Source organism: Streptococcus oralis ATCC 49296 (assembly GCF_000185265.1).
Classification (GTDB): domain Bacteria; phylum Bacillota; class Bacilli; order Lactobacillales; family Streptococcaceae; genus Streptococcus; species Streptococcus oralis_BC.
Map to the genome: position 1 here is coordinate 1999662 of NZ_GL622183.1, position 18287 is coordinate 2017948.

Sequence of the window (18287 nt, forward strand, 5' to 3'; positions counted from 1 at the left end):
CCCCAAATACACACTCTCTCAACTAGTACTTCTATACTCTTCCACACGCTGTTTTACTGACCCTTAAATTCTTCAATCACATCTGTGTAGTGTTCTTTCATTGCGCTATGAATCTGCTGTTTAAAAATACCAAACGTAAGATAATAAACAAATAGAACAATTCCTGCTAACAGTATCAAAAATAAAAAATATACTGAAAGGGGCAGTACGAGACCTCTACCACTCAGTAAGGGTATAGCAAGCATTAATACCCAAATAACAGCCATAGAAATCCCAGCTACTTTCGTACCACTTTCTCTCTGCTTCTTTAACTTTAAATATTCCAAATAGATGAATGTAGCTTCTTCTCTAGAATATTGTCCAGTTTTTAGTTTGCGTTTAACTTCCTTATTTAACGTCGTTGTTCCAATTATATAAACCACTTCATTTCCTCCAAATAATCCCTCACTCTATCCTGCAACTGGGGTACAACCTTATCTGAGCTAAGAAATTCCTCAATGCTCATCAGTCTATATCCCTGCCCTTCATCACCAAAGACAATCTTGTCAAACTGTTCCTGATCCAATTTTCCAACTAGAAAGACGGATTCCTTCCCCTCAAAAAGCATACTTGGGTACACCTTACTCCAAAGCAGGCAATCCTCAGTCAGATGAATTCCTAATTCTTCGTAAACTTCACGCGCCGCGCACTCAAAAGGACTTTCATCGCCCTCTCGTCCGCCACCTGGCAATTCCCACATATTGGGCCAAGGAATGCTTGCCTTATCATCACGCAAGATAGTTAAAATCCTATCCTCACAAAAGAGGGCAATTTTGCAACCTGTAAAATCAGAAATTTTTATTTCCATATCAGACTCCTTCGGATAATTCTTTCTCCAACTCTGCTAACCAGTTTTCATAATAACGTTTCTCATCCCGTAGCATTCGGATGCTAGTCACTTCCTGTTCAGAAAGATGAATATCCTAATAATTTTAGAATTTTCATTAGACTCGGAATGATTAAATATCTCCAAGAAGAGACAATATCTCCTAACTTCATAATCGTATAAATCAATAATTCAGTCCAAATATTTATCGATTACTTTTATATTTCATCTCATAGAGCCATCTTTTTATTTCATTTTTACAGACATCAAAAATTTTATCTTTGAGGTCTTTATTATCTTTTTCGAAACATCCTTTCCATAAATTTTCATCTTCTACTTCGTAAACTAGGATATTTTGATCACTCAATTCTTTTTTAAATTCTGTGAGATAAGATGGTTTGTGAGAATGTAGACCAATATAACCTAAGTATGGATATAGTATAATTTCATCAAAATCAGTCACAGTTATAATAATACCATTTCGTAGTGGCTGGTGATTTGGATTAGCATTCTCCGAATAATCGTGTGGATAGAATAAAATGACACCAACCACATTCTCTCTTTTTACGATATTTCGTGCATCATCAACTCCTTGAGAAGGATCATAAAATTCCTCTACAAAACGACAGCTTATTCCATCGGATAAAACTTTCTTTCTTGGTTCAGATAGTTGCAACAAGATATTTTTAAACTTTTCATCATCAATACCCAATTTTTTTAGATAATCTGAAAATTCCTCAGTTTGAGAATCTATATGATTAATTTTTAAAAAAGCAATCTCATCTGAAAGTATCGTTGGGTTTAAAGCTAGCTGTCGCAAAAATTTTTGAATATCGGATTTCTTACTGTTAAACTCTTCTAATGATTTATCATGTCTATACTGGCTTCGATTATCTTGGAGAATAAAGGAGTATTCAAAAGATTGTGACGTTAATTGCTTTATTATTTTACGAATAATAAACTTAACTTTTAAAGAATGCAAATCATTATTATTAAAAAAACTATTCTCAAACTGTTCATATTCTTCTTTAGATAATTCCCCGACAAAAGCCAATAAGTCAATTAATTCCCAATAAAACTTTAATACTATAGGTTTATAAAGTTGATTTATATCTCTATAAAGATTGGTATTCATAAACTTATAAAGCTCAAATCCTTTTGAAAAACCTCTCCTACCAGTATCTTTTCTATCGTAATTTAATTCCCTATTATTCATTTTATTCATGAAATAGGAATCTAGGATTCTAATAAACTCATAACTTAGGGACAGCCCTTTTTTATTAACCCTGTAAATATAATTTAAAATGCCTAAGTCAGGAACAACAATAATATTAGGCTCAGAAATATAATCTGATTTTTCCAATAAAGATATTGCAGTAGATATATCTGTAATTAGCAATGTCGAAACATTACAATCAAAGAATAACCTTTTATTTTTATCAATCATATCAATAATTGTAGCTGTGTTACATTTATCTAATTCATCTATAGAAAAAGTAATATTAAAGTATTCAGACATGTTTTTTAAAAGTCGTAGTAGCTGACGCTCTTTTAACTCCTCAGTAACAATACTTTTTAACTCCCGAGACAACTCTTCATTATCACTTGAAGAAATTTTCCCTCTTAATTGAAATCCCGATTTTATTATTCCTATATTAGCACTTAAATCAATAGATGACTCGGATGATACTTCTGAAGTAGTTGATTCTAAATACCTCTTTGTATTTGTTATTTCTAGATCAAAATATTGCCATTGTTGTTGAGAAATAAACAAAAATTTCTCCAATTTTACCAGCTCGACTGATTTTCTTTCAAAATGCTCAACCTTATGATACAGTTCGTCAATATTTCTTCGAAAACTTGAAATATCTACTCGATTTTTTTGAAACAGAGGAAACTTACTGTTTTGGAGTTTATTCTGTTTATTTAAAAGATTAAACTGTTCAAATAAATTACTAGTTTGATTTGATAACTCGTTACATACATTATAAATATTTGAAGCATTCTCGAAATTTTTCTCAATTTTTTTCAGTCTTCTATGTATTGTTGAAAAATTTTCTCTTATTTTATCCTGTTCTAACCAATCGTACTTTTTTTCTTTTTCCTCAGCATTATACTCTAGAGTTGGATAAAACCCTCTATCATCATTAATGAAACCATCAAGATAGTCTTCAATATCCTCCATTCTTTTGGAAATAGCATTAGGAATTTGCATTAAAATTTCTCTATGAAAATCTTTGTTACCACTGAAAAAAGACACATTCACTACAAGAATTTCTTTGTCATCTTTATCACAACTATACTTTTTATCAAATTCCAAAGAAATATTTTTCAGACTTGATTTTCCTGATCCTCTGTTACCACATAAGACAAAAAGCCCTTTATCTTCTCTGTATATAGCCTGCAACTGCTCTACTATTTCTCGTTCTGTCGGCAATAATGAAAAATAGTCTCTAGCATCTCGGCTATAAGCACCAATATATTTTTTTTCCGCTGTCAAGATTTACCCCCCTTTACATTTACTCAAATCAAGCTTGTCTTCTTCCTAATACCTCGGGTAAGGATAAAACTCCCCTTCCTCCAAGCCAACTTTTCCTTCTTCAAAGACTTCTTGATTCCATTCCATGACGAACTCTTCTGCTTCTGTGTCTTCCAAAAAGTCCATAAGGGCATCCAGTCCAACCTCGGCAGTATCTTTGAGGAAAAGTGCAAAATAAGCTAAAAATTCACGAGAAAATCCTTTTTTAGGCAGGTAAGGGATGACCGTCAAATAGTCTTCTGCATTAACCGTTGACTTGGCAGGATTGTAGAAAAGAACCGCTTCCTCAAAGAGGATATCGTCTGACGAAACTTCTCCATCCTCATCCACCATCTCCACACCTGCAGCGTTTTGCGCTTCTAGTAAAAAACTCACTTCTACCGCGTGATTGCGCTTGTCCCAACTAATCTCAAAGTCAAAGGGAAAGTTCTTGTCCAACTCCTCCTCTAAAACATCTAAAAATCCGTATGTTGCCATTTTGTCCTCTTTCTATGCGACTCTTTAATCGCCCCGATTGCTCGGAAATATGCTAAAATAGATACTACCATCTTACCACATATACATCAGAAATTCATGTTAGAAAGGACTGCTATGCCAGACAATCTCGCGCTTCGCATGCGCCCCAAAACCATCGACCAAGTCATCGGTCAGGAGCATCTGGTCGGACCTGGAAAAATTATCCGTCGCATGGTGGAAGCCAATCGTCTGTCCTCCATGATTCTCTACGGACCTCCAGGAATCGGCAAGACCAGTATCGCCTCTGCCATCGCTGGAACGACCAAGTATGCCTTTCGGACCTTCAATGCGACTGTTGATAGTAAAAAGCGACTCCAAGAAATCGCGGAAGAAGCTAAATTCTCCGGTGGATTGGTCCTACTACTGGACGAGATCCATCGACTTGACAAAACCAAGCAAGATTTTCTACTTCCCCTCTTGGAAAGTGGTCTGGTCATCATGATTGGCGCTACGACTGAAAATCCTTTCTTTTCTGTCACTCCTGCCATTCGTAGCCGTGTTCAGATTTTTGAGTTAGAAACCTTGTCTAATCAAGATGTTAAAGGGGCGATTCAAATCGCTCTAACTGACCCTGAGCGTGGTTTTGATTTCCAAGTAGAGCTAGATGAGGATGCCCTTGATTTTATCGCAACCTCTACAAACGGAGACCTGCGTTCTGCCTTTAATTCACTAGACTTAGCCGTTCTCTCTACTCCCGAAAATGACAAGGGTATCCGCCATATCACACTGGATATCATGGAAAATAGCCTTCAGCGGAGCTATATTACTATGGACAAGGATGGAGATGGACATTATGATGTTCTCTCTGCTTTACAAAAGTCCATCCGTGGCTCGGATGTCGATGCCAGTCTCCACTATGCTGCCCGCTTGATTGAAGCTGGTGATCTGCCCAGTCTCGCTCGTCGCTTGACCGTTATCGCTTATGAAGATATCGGTTTGGCCAATCCTGAAGCCCAGATTCATACTGTAACTGCTCTAGATGCTGCTCAAAAGATTGGCTTCCCAGAAGCTCGCATCCTCATCGCCAATGTCGTGATTGATTTGGCACTTTCACCCAAGTCCAACTCAGCCTATGTGGCGATGGACAAGGCCCTTGCTGATCTCAAAACATCAGGGCATTTGCCTATCCCTCGACACCTGCGCGATGGTCACTACAATGGAAGCAAGGAACTAGGGAATGCGCAAAACTATCTCTATCCGCACAACTATCCTGGAAACTGGGTCAAGCAGGACTATCTGCCCGAAAAAATCAAAGACCAGCGCTACTTCACTCCGGAGGATACTGGCAAGTACGAACGGGCTTTAGCGCAACGCAAGGAAACCATTGATAAATTACGGGACTTGTGAAATCCTTTTCAAATAATTGCATTTTCCTCTTGATTTTTTTTGAAAAAGTGGTATCATATAAACATAGAAACGCTGTGGTGTACGACTTCACACTTAAGTGTTGACCGACTATTTTTTGTATTATTAGGGAAACAAAAGTCTTCTAACAGCATGTAGGCCGTCTCACACGGAAACAGCTTCAGTTAGAGCGAGTTGCCCACCTGCTTAATTGCGCGGGTTCAATACAAACCGTGAAGTTTCGGCACCAATACAGCTTTTTCTTTGCCTCCTTAGCTCAGTTGGTAGAGCAGTAGACTCTTAATCTATGGGTCGCAGGTTCGAGCCCTGCAGGGGGCATCTAAATCAACAGGAAAAGCCTTGGAATCAGGGCTTTTTTTGTGTCCTCCCTACTTTTATTCTATCAACAGATACTCAAGATATATTTTTTGTGTAAAAAAATTCTTTTGCTCCTCTACGAAAAACAAAAAAGCTATCCTACCTTTGCAAATTTGGATAAGATAGCAGAATATTTTAATGCAACTCCAACCCAACTATTTGGAACTAGTAAAGAGATTGGGTTAGAAAAGAGTGTTCTTGAATCGAATGAATACTCTGATAAAGTAAGTGAGATCTTAAAAGCGGTCAAATACATCGAACAATTCCTACAAACTGATGGACAGTACTTAGAGGATTTACTTTACCTAACAAGAGGCAACCAACTATACACAGAAGATGGAGAAGAGTTGTATACTGATCCAACTTCTCAGAAAAGAACATTTCATACCCAATATGAACCTGGTTTTATTGTAGCAAGAGACAAATCTCCACTAGAACTCTTAATTGAAAATAAAGATTTATTAGATTAACAGAAAGTAATCTTTTTAGAGTATCCTGACAAGAGAAACATATTGAAAAACCAATTCAAACCATAAATACTATAATAATGCAACATATTTTTCAAGATAAGATAGTATAAGTTCGTTTTTAAGATAATTTAAGTCTGTTATATATTTTTTTGAAATAACAAAAAATCCTTGATCTAAAAAATTAGAATAAAGGATTTTTGCAAGTACTATAATTAATTATTGATTATTTTTTAGTCTTTATAATTTCTTTAAGTCAACTCTTCATAATCAGGATGCTTCCTTATATAAATTGCTGCATAAACTGCATCTACCATGACAGCCGGCAAAGTCAAAGTCAATAAAATTCCCAATAAAACACCAAAAGCAATCTGAATATAACCGGTTAGGAGGGAGGGAATGATTGTTGCCCCAGCAAAAGCTATTGAAAAATTATTCCACCACGTTTTCTTTCTATCTCCTTCTTTTACTTGATTAAAGGCCCAGACTTTACCCTGGTTCTTTGGAAGATAATACCAAGCATAAAGACCACATGCAAAGATAAAAAGAAGTAATATAAAGATAATATAAAATGGAGTGAGAGGTGATTGATATATCTCCTTAGCTCCGATAGGACTTCCGTCTGAAATAACCATTAATAAACCAATAAAATCTAAACCTATCACTAAACTTAACACTGTGAGGGCTATTAAATAATATGTTAAAGTCTTCCAGGCGTTTACCAAATAGGGAATAAAAGAAATGATAATACCAAATATATTCACAACACCGCAAAGCAAAGAAAGCCCTTTAAAAATACCTAGATTATCTTCATAACTTCCAACCAAATACATAAAACCTCTCAATGCCAAACCAATCCATGGATATAACTTAATATAACCTAAACTAACTTCATTTGTAATCAAAGGGCCGTGGTAGCGTTCTTCAATCACTGCTTTCTTTTTCTTTAAAGCTCTCGACATAAATATACCTACTTATCTGTTCTGAATGATATTTTAACACTAGTATACCATAAAACCCATGTACCAACTTTTATTAAATCACAAAAGAACGCTTAAAAGACAATCTTTGATCCAAGCAAACTATTTTGCATTCTGCTCTATTTTGAAGGTCTCCATTGCCTTGAACTGCTCTAGTTCTTTTTCATCTTGAGGTTCAAAACCAAGGTATTTATACTTAAAATATTTTAAAAGAGCACTTGGTCCAAAGCCACTTTGATTCCATGGTGCATAGTCAAATTCAGCAGATAAGTTCATGCCAAGAACCTTTATGAGCCATTCGATTTTGCCCCACTTTTGCCCCATTTTTAAATAATGACATTGAAAATACCTAAAAGTATTTCCCTAAAATCACTTATATTTCAATATTTTTAATTACTATCAGTATGAAAATTCTTTCCAAATCCATGCAGGGGGCATCTAGATACAACAGGAAAAGCCTTGGTTTCAGGGCTTTTTTGTTTAAGTTCTTAGGATATTCTGAGTCTAGTATAGAGGAAATTCTTTTCTTATAAAACAAAAAACGCTATGTAGCGTTTTTTGTTATTCTTAGTTACTCGTCTAGTCGAATAAACATCATTGCGTTAAGCAAAGAGATGAGAGCGACTGTATTGACATTATTGGAATAGATCAGTCTCTTATTTTCAATAGGAGGAATAATAAAATTAGAAATAATGATGTCGTAAGGTGATTCTTTTAGAGACTCAAGTGATAACTCTAATTCACTCCAAACTTCCAGTTCAAAATTGTTACTGCAATAGTAAGCAAGTGTCTCGGCTACTGATTTTGCATGATACTGATCAAAATTACTCATAACCAAAACCTTTAATTTAGGTTGATTTTGTAAAAGGTTTAACACCAAGTGTTTGCTATGGGTGATAAAAGTATAGGTCAAATGATTGACCTTCATTGAACTACGATCCATATCCAAAGCCTCTAGATAGTGTTCAATCCCTTCCTTCACCTCTGAAACGAAGCGAGGGAAAATATTTTGAAAGTTCTTGATTGTATTGCCTTTTTGATCAAATAGGATAAACTCTGTCGATAATTCCTGGCGATGCAGATGTGCTGTATTATGCAGATGCCAAATCAGATTATCTCTATTGTCTACTTGGAGATTATACTCTCTTGATACCTGATCTACTAGATCGCCCAATAACTGATACGATTTTTTTACATAGCTGTCTGTTTTTGCATGGTTCAGAAATACTTCTTCATCTATGAAAAACATTTTTTGAAAATAGGATACAAATAGTTGACCGATTACTTCTTTATTCAGAGAGATATGATATTCAGAATCAAAGCTCGCTACAATCTCTTCGATGCCTTCTGCCTGCATAAAAGATTCCAACAATTGATTGTTAAAAGAATTTTTCTCAACTTCCAAGAAATGACCAAACTTTATTCGGTATAAATTTGTTACGAGGAGTAACTTTAACATTCGTTGAGTGGCGAAATTGACAGGAAATGAAGTTTCTTTATAGACTAGTGCCAACAGTTTACACAAAGGTTCTACAGAAAAATCTTCAAATGGCCATTCAAGGAAATAATATTTCTCTGAAAAATACTGGGCAAAAAAGTAACGGATATCAATCTCATTTCCAGTGATTCGAACTGGATTGAGGCTAATTTCAAAACGATATTGCTTCTTAATAATTTTATTAATATGACTGATGATACGGTAAAGAGAGGAAGAACTGATATAAAACTCTTTGCAAATACTATCAGTATCACATCCTTCATTAAAGAAGATAAATTCTAAAATTGAAAAGTGGGTTGAATGCTTAAAAAAATGATGATAGACCATCTCAATATCACTATCATCGGTATTAATGATACGGATGCCGTTTGTTGAGGAATGAAATATCAAGTCAGGAAAAGAAGACCTGACATGGGACAAGTCATTTTTTACAGAACGTTCTGTACAGTGCAATAATTCTGCTAGTTCTGAAATATGAAACCAGCGTTTGTTTTCAAATAGTAATTCCAATAATTCTAATTGTCTATGACTTTTTTTCGATAATAAATCTCTCATGTATAACTTTTCTTTCTTTATAATAAACTAAATGATTGTCTTTCAATCTTCATGCAATTATACCACACAGAGTGTATTTATCCTCATACAACGACTTTAGCTTGCTATGAAAAGACTCGCTTCATCACCTAGAAACTCATTAGAATCAAGCTTTTCTTATTTATCTGTATCTAGAGTACATGTTTACAGTACGGTTTTTAAGACGAACTATTATGCTTCCAAGTTGAGATAGTATATAATTAGTTCAATCAAAGATGTTGATTCTTTGATTTAGAAATAGAAAAGGAGGATACACTATGTTGTGGTCCATTATTGTAGGAGGTCTTATTGGTCTCATCGCAGGTGCAATCACTAAAAAAGGTGGTTCAATGGGATTGATTGCAAATATCTTTGCAGGTCTTATCGGTTCATCTGTAGGGCAATCACTTCTAGGAAGCTGGGGACCTTCATTGGCTGGAATGGCTATTATTCCGTCAATCGTAGGTGCAGTGATTGTTGTTGCAGTCGTTTCATTTCTATTTGGTAAAAAATAAGCATTACCTAATAAGAAATTAAAAGTGATAAGCCATAATTTTGAATACTGTAGACGGGTAAAATTATGGTTTAAAGCTTTTCATTTGAAAGGATTTAATATGTCAAAATCAAAGAAAATATTGTTACTTATTTTCTGTATTTTAATCTTGGCTATTTTCCTTCCTATTCTCATAGATTATCATCAGGTCAGTGATTTAGATATCCACTTATTCAGTTGGAGAGAACTCTACGCTGAATTTCTGATTGCTAGATATGTCTTTTGGGGGACACTTGTCCTATCTGTTTTAGTGTTAATTTCAATGCTAGTAATACTCTTCTATCCTAAACAGTATTTAGAGATTCAATTAGAGACTCAAGAAGATACATTAAAACTAAAAAATTCAGCTATCGAAGGCTTTGTTCGATGTTTGGTCATTGATCATCAGTTGATCAAAGAACCAACAGTCCATGTAAATAGCCGCAAAAATAAATGTTTCGTTTATGTTGAGGGCAAAATTCTTCCTTCAGACAACATCTCAAAACGATGTCTTGTCATTCAGAATGAAATAACTCATGGATTAAAGCAGTTCTTTGGTATTGAACGTGAGGTAAAACTTGAAGTTAAAGTGAAAGAATTTGAACCTCCAAAAACGACCAAAAAGACTGTTAGTCGTGTAAAGTAAGGAAGTAAAAAATGGAATGGTTTAAAAAATATCAGTATCCAATTATTGCAGGTCTAGTAGGTGTCATTCTCGCTTGCTTTATCTTATCCTTTGGCTTTTTCAAAACACTATTTGTACTTATTTGTGGAGCCCTAGGAGCATTTGCAGGATACTATGTTAAGGAAAAATATTTAAATAAATAAAGGAGTCTCGTATGTCAAACGTAGATAAAAATGTAGAAAAAAAAGATGTTGCTGCTGTTTCTCAAAATGTTAAAGGGGAACTCACTTATGAGGATAAAGTAATCCAAAAAATCATTGGTCTTTCACTTGAAAAAGTACCTGGACTTTTGGATGTGGATGGAGGATTCTTCTCTAATCTAACAGAAAAAATTATCAATACAGATAATGTCACTCATGGTGTCAATGTTGAAGTTGGGAAAGAGCAAGTTGCAGTTGACTTGAACATTGTTGTTGAATACCAAAAGAATGTCCCTGCTTTGTACAAAGAAATCAAAGATGTTGTCGTATCACAAGTTACAAAAATGACGGATCTAGAAGTTGTTGAAGTCAATGTGAATGTTGTTGATATCAAAACGAAGGAACAGCATGAAGCAGATTCAGTTAGCCTTCAAGATCGAGTAACTGACGTGGCTTCTTCAACAGGAGAATTTGCTTCAGAACAATTTGAAAAAGTGAAATCTGGTATCGGTTCAGGTGTTGCTGCTGTTCAAGAAAAAGTAGGCGAAGGTGTTGAAGCCGTTAAAGGCGAAACAAAAGAAAATGCTCGCGTACACTAATTCATCTAATCAAAATCAATCAATTTAAAGGAGGCAGAATCATGTCAACAGAAGAAAAATTAAACCAAGCAAAAGGTTCCATTAAAGAAGGTGTCGGCAAAATGATCGGCGATGAAAAAATGGAAAAAGAAGGAACAGCTGAAAAAGTTGTTTCTAAAGTAAAAGAAGTTGCTGAAGATGCAAAAGACGCTGTCGAAGGCGCTATTGAAGGTGTTAAAAACATGCTTCACAAAGACGAAAAATAAGGCTAAACGTTAATTGACCTTTTCATTATAGTAGTCAAAAAGAGGACCGTAAATGTCCTCTTTTTTGTAGATCGGATTCTAAACACGCTTCCCATTTTTCGTTAAAAGAGATTCTTAACAGGAAAAGCCTTGGAATCAAGGCTTTTTTGTTTACTTAAAATAATATCTCCCTTTTAAAGAAAGAACATTTAAAAGCTTACACACTACTAGACGTGCTTACTTATCCACCACCTGAGCTTCAAATTGGGCTGGTTGGTTGTCTACATTGGTAATGGTTATCGTGTAGGGCTTATTATTGGTGGCATCAAAGACTTTTTCACCTTGGTAACTCACAACAACTCCATCTTTTTCTAAATAAATATCTGCTTGATTGTTTGGAAGTTCTTCATCCTCCTCATCGAAACCATGACTTTTTATAATTTTTTGTTCCTCTACTTCATAGTAAACATCACCATTACTCTCACTCCAAACACTTGAGCCAGTTAATTTAATTTTACTTGAATCGTTTTTCTTCAAGATGAAGATTGAATAGTATTCCAAATCTTGTGTTCTGGGATTTACTCTTAAGTTGACGGATTGACCTGGTTGAAGAGTGTATTTGCCATAGTTCAAAACGGAAATGACAAACCAGACTAGCAGCAAACTATACAAGACTCCTATAATCATTCGTGAGCGCCTACTCTTAAACAAACGTAAAAGTAACAGTAAAGAGACAATAAAGAGCAATTCTGTAAACATTCTTGTCCCTCCTTTCTTATCATCGTTGACATTCTAAACAAGATCTCGTGTTAGTTTCTCAATAGTGCCATCAACCATATAAAGTCTGATACATCTTATCTAGAAAAGCTTTCAACTCTTTTCGAACAATCTTTAATAGGCGTTCTTCTTCGGCTTGAGAGATGTTCACACTTTCTTTTTTCTGATTACTAATATTAGAATAGTAACTACGTTTTAGGGTTAAATGATTATCTAAAATATAGTAGGCATTTATTTTTTCCTCATTTACCATTGTTGCAAATAAAACCGAGACTTCATCCCTGCCAGGATTCGACATTTTCAAATCGATGTCTCCTTTTATCCCTATGGAGTCAATTCCTCCATCCAAGCGGATGGCACCGTCGGGAGGAACAATATAGCCTGCTTTTCGCATGTCAGACGCATATTTTCCTGAATCCATTAAATGTTGTAAGACAGCTGTATTGTCCCTCTCTTCAAAAGAAGTCTTTAATTGGAAGCGTTCTTGGTGGCTTTGATACTGAGAATAAAGAGTGATACCAACAACTAAGGCAAGTACAGAAGCGAGCAAGATTCGTATTTTTCTACATCTCGACATGTTTATCTCCTCTATCTAAGAAATCATAGAAGTCTTGTTTCTAACTTTGAAAGATAACTTCCTTTTCCTTGAAAATCCTTGGGACTCTAGCCCCATGTGACTGCTATCTGCCCTTTTTCATGATGTATTTTCGTATAGGTACTTCAACCATTTGAACGATTTCAAATCCTTCTTTTTGGTAAAGCTTGTAAGCTGTTTGATTTGCCTCGTAGACATTTAGAGAAATAGTGTCTATGTCTTCATTTTTAAAGGCCAAACTAACAAATTTTCTTAAAGCCTGGCTACCTAAGCCTTGCCCCTGCTTCTGAGGGTTGATAAAAAATCTCCCGATATGAAGATTCCTGTCTTCTAGCCTGATTTTCTGGATAAGCCCCACAAATTCTTGTTCATCAAATATTGAAAAGATTCCTTCCAAATCTTGCAAGATTTGAATTGTTAAGGGAAAAGGAATCATTGTTCCCATCCATTGTTCTTGAAAGGATTTGCCAAGGGAGTTGGACCATTGGCATACGTGCTGAGCATTTTCTGTGCTCACATTTTCTTCAAAACGAATCATCATCTTGACCTCACCATCTTATCTATGTTTCTCCATTATACTACTTCTCCTATTTTTTACGAATAGATAAGTATGATTGATCTTTATTTTTTTCTTGTCGGGAGCATTCTCGCTTCTTTCTTGGGTTTGGTCATTGACCGTTTTCCTGAGCAATCCATTATCCGACCAGCTAGTCACTGCGATTCCTGTCAGACTCGCTTGCGTCCGTTGGATTTGATTCCTATCCTCTCGCAGGTATTTAATCGCTTTCGCTGTCGCTACTGCAAGATTCGTTATCCATTCTGGTATGCCCTCTTTGAACTCGGCTTAGGAATCCTCTTTCTAGCTTGGTCTTGGGGATGGATTTCCTTGGGTCAAATCATCCTCATCACTGCTGGCCTGACCTTAGGAATCTATGACTTTCGCCATCAGGAATATCCCTTGCTGGTCTGGATGACTTTCCACCTAATCCTCATGGCTTTCTGTGGTTGGAATCTAGTCATGGTCTTCTTCATTATCCTTGGAATCATGGCTCATTTCATAGATATCCGCATGGGTGCAGGGGATTTTCTCTTTCTGGCTTCTTGTGCGCTCGTCTTTAGCGTGACAGAATTACTCATCTTGATTCAGTTCGCTTCTGCGGCAGGCATTCTGGCCTTTCTCCTGCAAAAGAAAAAGGAAAGACTTCCTTTCGTGCCTTTCCTCTTACTTGCTGTTTGTTTGATTATTTTTGGTAAGCTACTGCTTGTTTGATAAAGTCCTCAATCGGCTCTCCTTGGTGGAGAGCTTTTACAATCTTCGAACCGACGATAACACCATCTGACACCGCATTGAAACGTTCCACATCAGCCTGACTAGACACACCAAAACCTGTCAAGACTGGGATGTCAGCTACTCGATGCAATTGCGCCAAGTGCTTGTCCAAGTCTGCACGGTAATTGCCTGATTTCCCTGTTACCCCATTGATGGCAACAGCATAGACGAAGCCTTCAGCTCCCTTGATCAACTCTTTTTGACGGTCGAGTCCTGTCGTCAAACTAACTAGGGGAATCAAGGCGATGTCCGTGTCTGCCAAAAAGGGCTCCACAAAGTTGGCATGCTCATGAGGCAGATCTGGAATGATCAAGCCCTTAACTGCTGTATCTGCCAGGTCTTTGACAAATTTCTCCACACCGTACTGAAAGAGGGGGTTGAAGTAGGTCATGATGACAAGTGGGATTTCTGTCTGAATGGTTTTCAAAGTTTCAACCAAAGCTTGGGTAGAAGTCCCATGAGCTAGACTGCGCAAGCCTGCTTCTTCGATCACAGGTCCATCTGCAACAGGGTCTGAAAAGGGAATACCCACTTCAATGGCTGAAACACCCAAATCTTCTAAAAAGTGGATTGTTTCAGCGAGACCCTCCAAGCCTTTCTCGTGGTCCCCAGCCATGATATAGGGAACGAAAATTCCTTTTCCTGCTGCTTTAGTAGCATTCAATTTTTCTGTTAGTGTCTTAGGCATGGGCTTCTCCCTTCTTTGCTGCATCTGCTTCCAAGCGGTCTTTGACTTGAACTACATCCTTGTCCCCACGACCGGATAGGCAGACAATCATTGACTTGTCTGGACCAAGTTCTTTGGCCAATTTCACTGCAAAAGCGATGGCGTGGCTAGATTCCAAGGCTGGGATAATTCCTTCCACACGAGACAAGAGTTGGAATCCTTCCAAGGCTTCCTCGTCCGTCACAGGAACATAGCTGGCACGTTTGATATCGTGGTAGTGAGAATGTTCTGGACCGATACCAGGATAGTCCAAACCTGCTGAGATAGAGAAGGCTTCAAGAATTTGACCATGGGCATCTTGGAGCACATCCATGAGAGAACCATGGAGAACACCTGGACGTCCCTTGGTCAAGGTCGCTGCGTGGTACTCTGTATCCACACCAAGTCCAGCTGCTTCAGCCCCATACATAGCTACAGACTCATCTTCTACAAATGGATGGAAGAGACCAATAGCATTAGAACCACCACCTACACAGGCTACTAGGGCATCTGGTAAATCTTGACCTGTCAAGTCACGGTACTGTTGTTTAGCTTCTCTACCGATGACACTTTGGAAATCACGAACAATTTCTGGGAATGGATGAGGCCCCAAGGCAGAGCCTAGGATATAGTGGGTATCATCGATATTAACTACCCAAGAACGAAGAGCTGCATTGACCGCATCCTTGAGCACGCGCGAACCATCTGTCACAGCCTCAACCTTAGCTCCTAAAAGCTCCATACGGAACACATTAAGGGCTTGGCGTTTAACATCTTCCTCACCCATGTAGATGGTACATTCCATGTTAAAGAGGGCCGCAGCTGTTGCAGTTGCCACACCGTGCTGACCAGCACCTGTTTCAGCGATAATTTTCTTTTTGCCCATTCGTTTAGCCAGAAGAACTTGTCCCAAGGCATTGTTAATCTTGTGAGCACCTGTATGGTTAAGGTCTTCCCGTTTGAGATAAATCTTGGCTCCGCCGATATGCTGGGTCAAGTTTTTTGCGTAGTAAAGGGGAGTTTCACGTCCTACGTACTGGCGCAAAAGTTGGTTCAATTCCTCTTGAAAGCTTGGGTCTGCCTGACTTTCACGATAAGCTTTTTCCAACTCCAAAACTGCTGTCATCAATGTTTCTGGGACGAAACGTCCGCCGAATTTTCCGTAAAATCCATCTTTATTTGGTTCTTGATATGCCATGCTTTACCCTCTCTATAAATCTTCTAATCTTTTCCTGATCTTTTTGTCCATCTGTCTCCACTCCGCTTGATACATCGACTGCATAGGGAGTAAAGTGTTGAATCGCTTTTGCTACGTTGTCTTCATTAAGCCCACCTGCGATAAAGAAGGGCTGAGCAAGTTCTGCTGTATCCAGTTGGCCCCAGTCAAAGGTCTGACCACTCCCTGCCACAGGCGCATCAAAGAGTAGATAGTCTGCCCGAGAATTGGGGACATGACCATTTCCATCCACCTGCACGGCCTGAATGCTGGCACAAGGCAAATCCTCAAACAAGTCATCCGCTACCTGACCATGAACTTGAACCAAGTCCAAGCAAACTTTGTCAATCGCTTCTAGCAGTTCTGCCCGACTTGGTGAAACAAATACACCAACCTTTTTAACGTTAACAGGAATGAGCTTTGCCAGCTCAGCAGCCTGATCCAAGGTCACCTGCCTTTTACTAGGTGCAAAGACAAAACCGATGTAGTCTGCCCCTGCTGATACGGCTATCTCCACCGCTTCTTTGGTCGACAATCCACAAATCTTAACCTTTGTCAATCTGCAACTCCTTGATTCTCTGGGCTACATCTTCTGCCTGCATGAGAGCTGTTCCTACCAAAATTCCGTTAAAGTATGGTGCTACTCGTTCCGCATCCTGCCCTGTGAAAATAGCAGATTCAGAAATGTAATAGCGATCTTCCTCAAAGTGCTGGGCCAAGTCTACACTGGTCTGCAAATCGACTTCAAAGGTGGTCAAGTTGCGGTTGTTAACCCCAATAATCTCAGCACCCAGTCTGTGGGCCACCTCTAGTTCAGCTAGATTGTGAGTCTCCACCAAGACTTCCAGACCAAGCTCTGTCGCATAGTCGTATAGTTCTTTGAGGCGTTCTTCTGACAAGGCTGCCACAATGAGCAAGATGACTGTCGCACCGGCATTGCGAGCACGGATGATTTGCTTTTCATCGATGATAAAGTCCTTGTTGAGCGTCGGAATCTGCACCTGACTGGAAATCTCCCGCAGATAATCCAAATGCCCTTTAAAGAAAACTTCATCTGTCAAAACCGAAATCATCACTGCGCCGTTCGCTTCATAAGTCTGGGCCTGTTGCACAATATCCACATTGAGATTGATATCTCCCAGACTAGGGCTAGCCTTCTTGACCTCAGTGATTACCTGCAAACGGTCCTGGTGATTCTTCAAAAATTCTGCCAAGCGATAAGTCTGGCGCAAGGGCTGGATTTCCTCCAGCTCCATTTGCTCGACCTCACGCGCCTTCTGCTCTAAAATTCGTGCTAAAAATTCCTGACTCATTTTTGGTACTCCTGTAACAGTCTGAGTTTTTCAAGGGCCTTGCCACTGGTAATCACTTGACGGGCCAAGGCAACTCCCTCCTTGATACTAGCTACCTTACCATTGGCATAGAAACCAAGACCAGCATTTAAAACTGTCGTTTCCAAGAATGGACTTGGTTCGTTTTGAAGAACGCTGAGCAAAATTTCTGCATTTTCCTGAGCATTGCCACCACGGATATCTTCGATAGCGTAGCGTTCCATCCCCAAATCCTCTGGAGTGAAGCTTGACAAGGTGATTTCGCCATTTTCAAGAAGAGCAATCTTAGTTGTCCCGTTCAAGCCAGCTTCATCCAACCCTTCTGGTCCAGCAACCACGATGGCACGTTTGCGACCCATATTTTTCAAAACCTGAGCTGTACTTTCTAGCAGTTCTGGACGACTAATGCCAAGCAACTGTGTTTCCAAGGCCATTGGATGAATCAGTGGACCAGTCAAGTTCATAATCGTTGGAATTCCCAACTCCAAACGAGCGGGCATGATGTATTTCATAGCTGGGTGCATGTTTTTAGCAAAGAGAAAAACGATTCCAGTTTTATCGAAAACCTTACCTAGTTCAGCTGGTTTGAGGTCAAGATTGATGCCCAATGCTTGAAGGACATCTGCCGAACCCGATTTAGAAGAAATCGAACGGTTACCGTGCTTAGCCATATGAATGCCGCCACCAGCCAAGACAAAGGCTGCAGTTGTGGAAATGTTAAAGCTGAAAGACTTGTCTCCACCTGTACCGCAGTTATCCATAGCATCATGGATTTCAGTTGGAATGTGTTGGGCATGGCCTCTCATGACTTGTGCAATGGCTGTGCGTTCCTCCGGTGTTTCCCCCTTCATCTTAAGGGCCAAGAGAAGAGAAGCAATCTGAGCTTCTGTTACGCGCCCAGTTACGATACGCTCAATGACATCCGTCATTTCCACACCTGATAAATTTTCAAATTTTGCTAATTTTTCAATAATCTCTTTCATCCTAGTTTC

The 18287-nt window shown here is 38.3% G+C and carries 23 protein-coding genes and 1 tRNA gene; 9 read left to right on the forward strand and 15 right to left on the reverse strand.

Going from position 1 to position 18287, the window contains the following annotated elements:
* Nucleotides 1-53: 53 nt before the first annotated feature.
* From HMPREF8578_RS11830 to HMPREF8578_RS11845, 4 genes are all read right to left on the reverse strand, one after another.
* Entirely contained in the window at nt 54-422 is a 369-nt protein-coding gene (locus HMPREF8578_RS11830) for a hypothetical protein (protein WP_000262535.1), read from the reverse strand.
* A complete protein-coding gene (locus HMPREF8578_RS11835; RefSeq protein WP_000403242.1) occupies nt 410-847 on the reverse strand; it encodes an NUDIX hydrolase in 438 nt (145 codons plus the stop codon). Before HMPREF8578_RS11835 ends, HMPREF8578_RS11830 begins: the two co-directional genes overlap by 13 nt.
* Before the next feature lie 223 nt (nt 848-1070).
* Nucleotides 1071-3365 (reverse strand): ATP-binding protein, encoded by a 2295-nt coding sequence (locus HMPREF8578_RS11840; RefSeq protein ID WP_000123176.1) that lies wholly within the window; start codon nt 3363-3365, stop codon nt 1071-1073.
* A gap of 45 nt (nt 3366-3410) precedes the next feature.
* Entirely contained in the window at nt 3411-3881 is a 471-nt protein-coding gene (locus tag HMPREF8578_RS11845) for a DUF3013 family protein (RefSeq protein WP_000257096.1), read from the reverse strand.
* A gap of 114 nt (nt 3882-3995) precedes the next feature.
* Here HMPREF8578_RS11845 and HMPREF8578_RS11850 point away from each other — a divergent pair, with 114 nt between their 5' ends.
* The 3 genes from HMPREF8578_RS11850 to HMPREF8578_RS0102300 all read left to right on the forward strand — a co-directional run bounded on the left by HMPREF8578_RS11850 (nt 3996) and on the right by HMPREF8578_RS0102300 (nt 6112).
* Nucleotides 3996-5267, forward strand: coding sequence for a replication-associated recombination protein A (locus HMPREF8578_RS11850; RefSeq protein WP_001113201.1), 1272 nt, complete (start codon nt 3996-3998; stop codon nt 5265-5267).
* A gap of 263 nt (nt 5268-5530) precedes the next feature.
* A tRNA-Lys gene (locus tag HMPREF8578_RS11855) sits at nt 5531-5603 on the forward strand.
* A gap of 80 nt (nt 5604-5683) precedes the next feature.
* Complete coding sequence (locus HMPREF8578_RS0102300; RefSeq protein ID WP_329524706.1) at nt 5684-6112, forward strand: XRE family transcriptional regulator; 429 nt, start codon at nt 5684-5686, stop codon at nt 6110-6112.
* 248 nt (nt 6113-6360) lie between these two features.
* Here the strand turns inward: HMPREF8578_RS0102300 and HMPREF8578_RS11860 are convergent, their stop codons facing one another.
* From HMPREF8578_RS11860 to HMPREF8578_RS11870, 3 genes are all read right to left on the reverse strand, one after another.
* Nucleotides 6361-7071, reverse strand: a complete 711-nt coding sequence (locus HMPREF8578_RS11860; RefSeq protein WP_000085250.1) for a hypothetical protein — start codon at nt 7069-7071, stop codon at nt 6361-6363.
* Nucleotides 7072-7191: 120 nt separating this feature from the next.
* A complete protein-coding gene (locus HMPREF8578_RS11865; RefSeq protein ID WP_002893437.1) occupies nt 7192-7413 on the reverse strand; it encodes an immunity protein YezG family protein in 222 nt (73 codons plus the stop codon).
* Between the two features lie 247 nt (nt 7414-7660).
* Nucleotides 7661-9142, reverse strand: a complete 1482-nt coding sequence (locus tag HMPREF8578_RS11870; RefSeq protein ID WP_001205299.1) for a M protein trans-acting positive regulator PRD domain-containing protein — start codon at nt 9140-9142, stop codon at nt 7661-7663.
* Nucleotides 9143-9438: 296 nt separating this feature from the next.
* Between HMPREF8578_RS11870 and HMPREF8578_RS11875 the strand changes: the two genes are divergently transcribed.
* From HMPREF8578_RS11875 to HMPREF8578_RS11895, 5 genes are all read left to right on the forward strand, one after another.
* A complete protein-coding gene (locus tag HMPREF8578_RS11875) occupies nt 9439-9675 on the forward strand; it encodes a GlsB/YeaQ/YmgE family stress response membrane protein (RefSeq protein WP_000964741.1) in 237 nt (78 codons plus the stop codon).
* A gap of 99 nt (nt 9676-9774) precedes the next feature.
* Nucleotides 9775-10338 (forward strand): alkaline shock response membrane anchor protein AmaP, encoded by a 564-nt coding sequence (gene amaP / locus HMPREF8578_RS11880; RefSeq protein ID WP_000045613.1) that lies wholly within the window; start codon nt 9775-9777, stop codon nt 10336-10338.
* A gap of 11 nt (nt 10339-10349) precedes the next feature.
* Complete coding sequence (locus tag HMPREF8578_RS11885) at nt 10350-10520, forward strand: DUF2273 domain-containing protein (RefSeq protein WP_000454669.1); 171 nt, start codon at nt 10350-10352, stop codon at nt 10518-10520.
* Nucleotides 10521-10531: 11 nt separating this feature from the next.
* Nucleotides 10532-11116, forward strand: a complete 585-nt coding sequence (locus tag HMPREF8578_RS11890) for an Asp23/Gls24 family envelope stress response protein (protein WP_000072929.1) — start codon at nt 10532-10534, stop codon at nt 11114-11116.
* Nucleotides 11117-11157: 41 nt separating this feature from the next.
* A complete protein-coding gene (locus HMPREF8578_RS11895) occupies nt 11158-11361 on the forward strand; it encodes a CsbD family protein (protein WP_000102421.1) in 204 nt (67 codons plus the stop codon).
* A gap of 216 nt (nt 11362-11577) precedes the next feature.
* Here the strand turns inward: HMPREF8578_RS11895 and HMPREF8578_RS11900 are convergent, their stop codons facing one another.
* From HMPREF8578_RS11900 to HMPREF8578_RS11910, 3 genes are all read right to left on the reverse strand, one after another.
* Nucleotides 11578-12099 carry a hypothetical protein gene (locus HMPREF8578_RS11900; protein WP_000493732.1) on the reverse strand — a complete coding sequence of 174 codons (522 nt, stop codon included), beginning with the start codon at nt 12097-12099 and terminating at the stop codon, nt 11578-11580.
* A 70-nt stretch (nt 12100-12169) separates the two neighbouring features.
* Nucleotides 12170-12694 (reverse strand): hypothetical protein, encoded by a 525-nt coding sequence (locus HMPREF8578_RS11905; RefSeq protein ID WP_000085630.1) that lies wholly within the window; start codon nt 12692-12694, stop codon nt 12170-12172.
* Between the two features lie 103 nt (nt 12695-12797).
* The gene (locus tag HMPREF8578_RS11910; RefSeq protein ID WP_002893438.1) at nt 12798-13253 is read right to left on the reverse strand and encodes a GNAT family N-acetyltransferase; all 456 of its coding nucleotides are present in this window, start codon (nt 13251-13253) and stop codon (nt 12798-12800) included.
* Between the two features lie 69 nt (nt 13254-13322).
* On the opposite strand from HMPREF8578_RS11910, the gene HMPREF8578_RS11915 reads away from it, so the two are divergent.
* The gene (locus tag HMPREF8578_RS11915; RefSeq protein ID WP_000566518.1) at nt 13323-13982 is read left to right on the forward strand and encodes a prepilin peptidase; all 660 of its coding nucleotides are present in this window, start codon (nt 13323-13325) and stop codon (nt 13980-13982) included.
* On the opposite strand, the gene trpA is transcribed toward HMPREF8578_RS11915, so the two are convergent.
* From trpA to trpD, 5 genes are read right to left on the reverse strand one after another with little or no spacing between them, the layout of a single operon-like run.
* Nucleotides 13954-14730 carry a tryptophan synthase subunit alpha gene (trpA, locus tag HMPREF8578_RS11920; protein ID WP_001127047.1) on the reverse strand — a complete coding sequence of 259 codons (777 nt, stop codon included), beginning with the start codon at nt 14728-14730 and terminating at the stop codon, nt 13954-13956. The genes HMPREF8578_RS11915 and trpA overlap by 29 nt on opposite strands.
* Nucleotides 14723-15946 carry a tryptophan synthase subunit beta gene (gene trpB / locus HMPREF8578_RS11925; RefSeq protein ID WP_000331278.1) on the reverse strand — a complete coding sequence of 408 codons (1224 nt, stop codon included), beginning with the start codon at nt 15944-15946 and terminating at the stop codon, nt 14723-14725. Before trpB ends, trpA begins: the two co-directional genes overlap by 8 nt.
* Nucleotides 15924-16523, reverse strand: a complete 600-nt coding sequence (locus tag HMPREF8578_RS11930) for a phosphoribosylanthranilate isomerase (protein ID WP_000169873.1) — start codon at nt 16521-16523, stop codon at nt 15924-15926. Before HMPREF8578_RS11930 ends, trpB begins: the two co-directional genes overlap by 23 nt.
* On the reverse strand, nt 16510-17277 hold the full coding sequence (trpC, locus tag HMPREF8578_RS11935) for an indole-3-glycerol phosphate synthase TrpC (RefSeq protein ID WP_000076524.1): 768 nt from the start codon (nt 17275-17277) through the stop codon (nt 16510-16512). Before trpC ends, HMPREF8578_RS11930 begins: the two co-directional genes overlap by 14 nt.
* Complete coding sequence (trpD, locus tag HMPREF8578_RS11940) at nt 17274-18278, reverse strand: anthranilate phosphoribosyltransferase (RefSeq protein ID WP_000658691.1); 1005 nt, start codon at nt 18276-18278, stop codon at nt 17274-17276. Before trpD ends, trpC begins: the two co-directional genes overlap by 4 nt.
* Nucleotides 18279-18287: the final 9 nt, after the last annotated feature.

Excerpts from the sequence above, each read along its gene's own strand:
- HMPREF8578_RS11915 (WP_000566518.1), top strand. The coding sequence starts at position 13,323 with ATGATTGATCTTTATTTTTTTCTTGTCGGGAGCATTCTCGCTTCTTTC.
- HMPREF8578_RS11865 (WP_002893437.1), bottom strand. The coding sequence starts at position 7,413 with ATGGGGCAAAAGTGGGGCAAAATCGAATGGCTCATAAAGGTTCTTGGC.
- HMPREF8578_RS11895 (WP_000102421.1), top strand. The coding sequence starts at position 11,158 with ATGTCAACAGAAGAAAAATTAAACCAAGCAAAAGGTTCCATTAAAGAA.
- amaP (WP_000045613.1), top strand. The coding sequence starts at position 9,775 with ATGTCAAAATCAAAGAAAATATTGTTACTTATTTTCTGTATTTTAATC.
- HMPREF8578_RS11885 (WP_000454669.1), top strand. The coding sequence starts at position 10,350 with ATGGAATGGTTTAAAAAATATCAGTATCCAATTATTGCAGGTCTAGTA.
- HMPREF8578_RS11900 (WP_000493732.1), bottom strand. The coding sequence starts at position 12,099 with ATGTTTACAGAATTGCTCTTTATTGTCTCTTTACTGTTACTTTTACGT.
- trpC (WP_000076524.1), bottom strand. The coding sequence starts at position 17,277 with ATGAGTCAGGAATTTTTAGCACGAATTTTAGAGCAGAAGGCGCGTGAG.
- HMPREF8578_RS11845 (WP_000257096.1), bottom strand. The coding sequence starts at position 3,881 with ATGGCAACATACGGATTTTTAGATGTTTTAGAGGAGGAGTTGGACAAG.
- trpB (WP_000331278.1), bottom strand. The coding sequence starts at position 15,946 with ATGGCATATCAAGAACCAAATAAAGATGGATTTTACGGAAAATTCGGC.
- HMPREF8578_RS11890 (WP_000072929.1), top strand. The coding sequence starts at position 10,532 with ATGTCAAACGTAGATAAAAATGTAGAAAAAAAAGATGTTGCTGCTGTT.
- HMPREF8578_RS11860 (WP_000085250.1), bottom strand. The coding sequence starts at position 7,071 with ATGTCGAGAGCTTTAAAGAAAAAGAAAGCAGTGATTGAAGAACGCTAC.
- HMPREF8578_RS11850 (WP_001113201.1), top strand. The coding sequence starts at position 3,996 with ATGCCAGACAATCTCGCGCTTCGCATGCGCCCCAAAACCATCGACCAA.
- HMPREF8578_RS11910 (WP_002893438.1), bottom strand. The coding sequence starts at position 13,253 with ATGATGATTCGTTTTGAAGAAAATGTGAGCACAGAAAATGCTCAGCAC.
- HMPREF8578_RS11835 (WP_000403242.1), bottom strand. The coding sequence starts at position 847 with ATGGAAATAAAAATTTCTGATTTTACAGGTTGCAAAATTGCCCTCTTT.
- HMPREF8578_RS11870 (WP_001205299.1), bottom strand. The coding sequence starts at position 9,142 with ATGAGAGATTTATTATCGAAAAAAAGTCATAGACAATTAGAATTATTG.
- trpD (WP_000658691.1), bottom strand. The coding sequence starts at position 18,278 with ATGAAAGAGATTATTGAAAAATTAGCAAAATTTGAAAATTTATCAGGT.
- HMPREF8578_RS11875 (WP_000964741.1), top strand. The coding sequence starts at position 9,439 with ATGTTGTGGTCCATTATTGTAGGAGGTCTTATTGGTCTCATCGCAGGT.
- trpA (WP_001127047.1), bottom strand. The coding sequence starts at position 14,730 with ATGCCTAAGACACTAACAGAAAAATTGAATGCTACTAAAGCAGCAGGA.
- HMPREF8578_RS11905 (WP_000085630.1), bottom strand. The coding sequence starts at position 12,694 with ATGTCGAGATGTAGAAAAATACGAATCTTGCTCGCTTCTGTACTTGCC.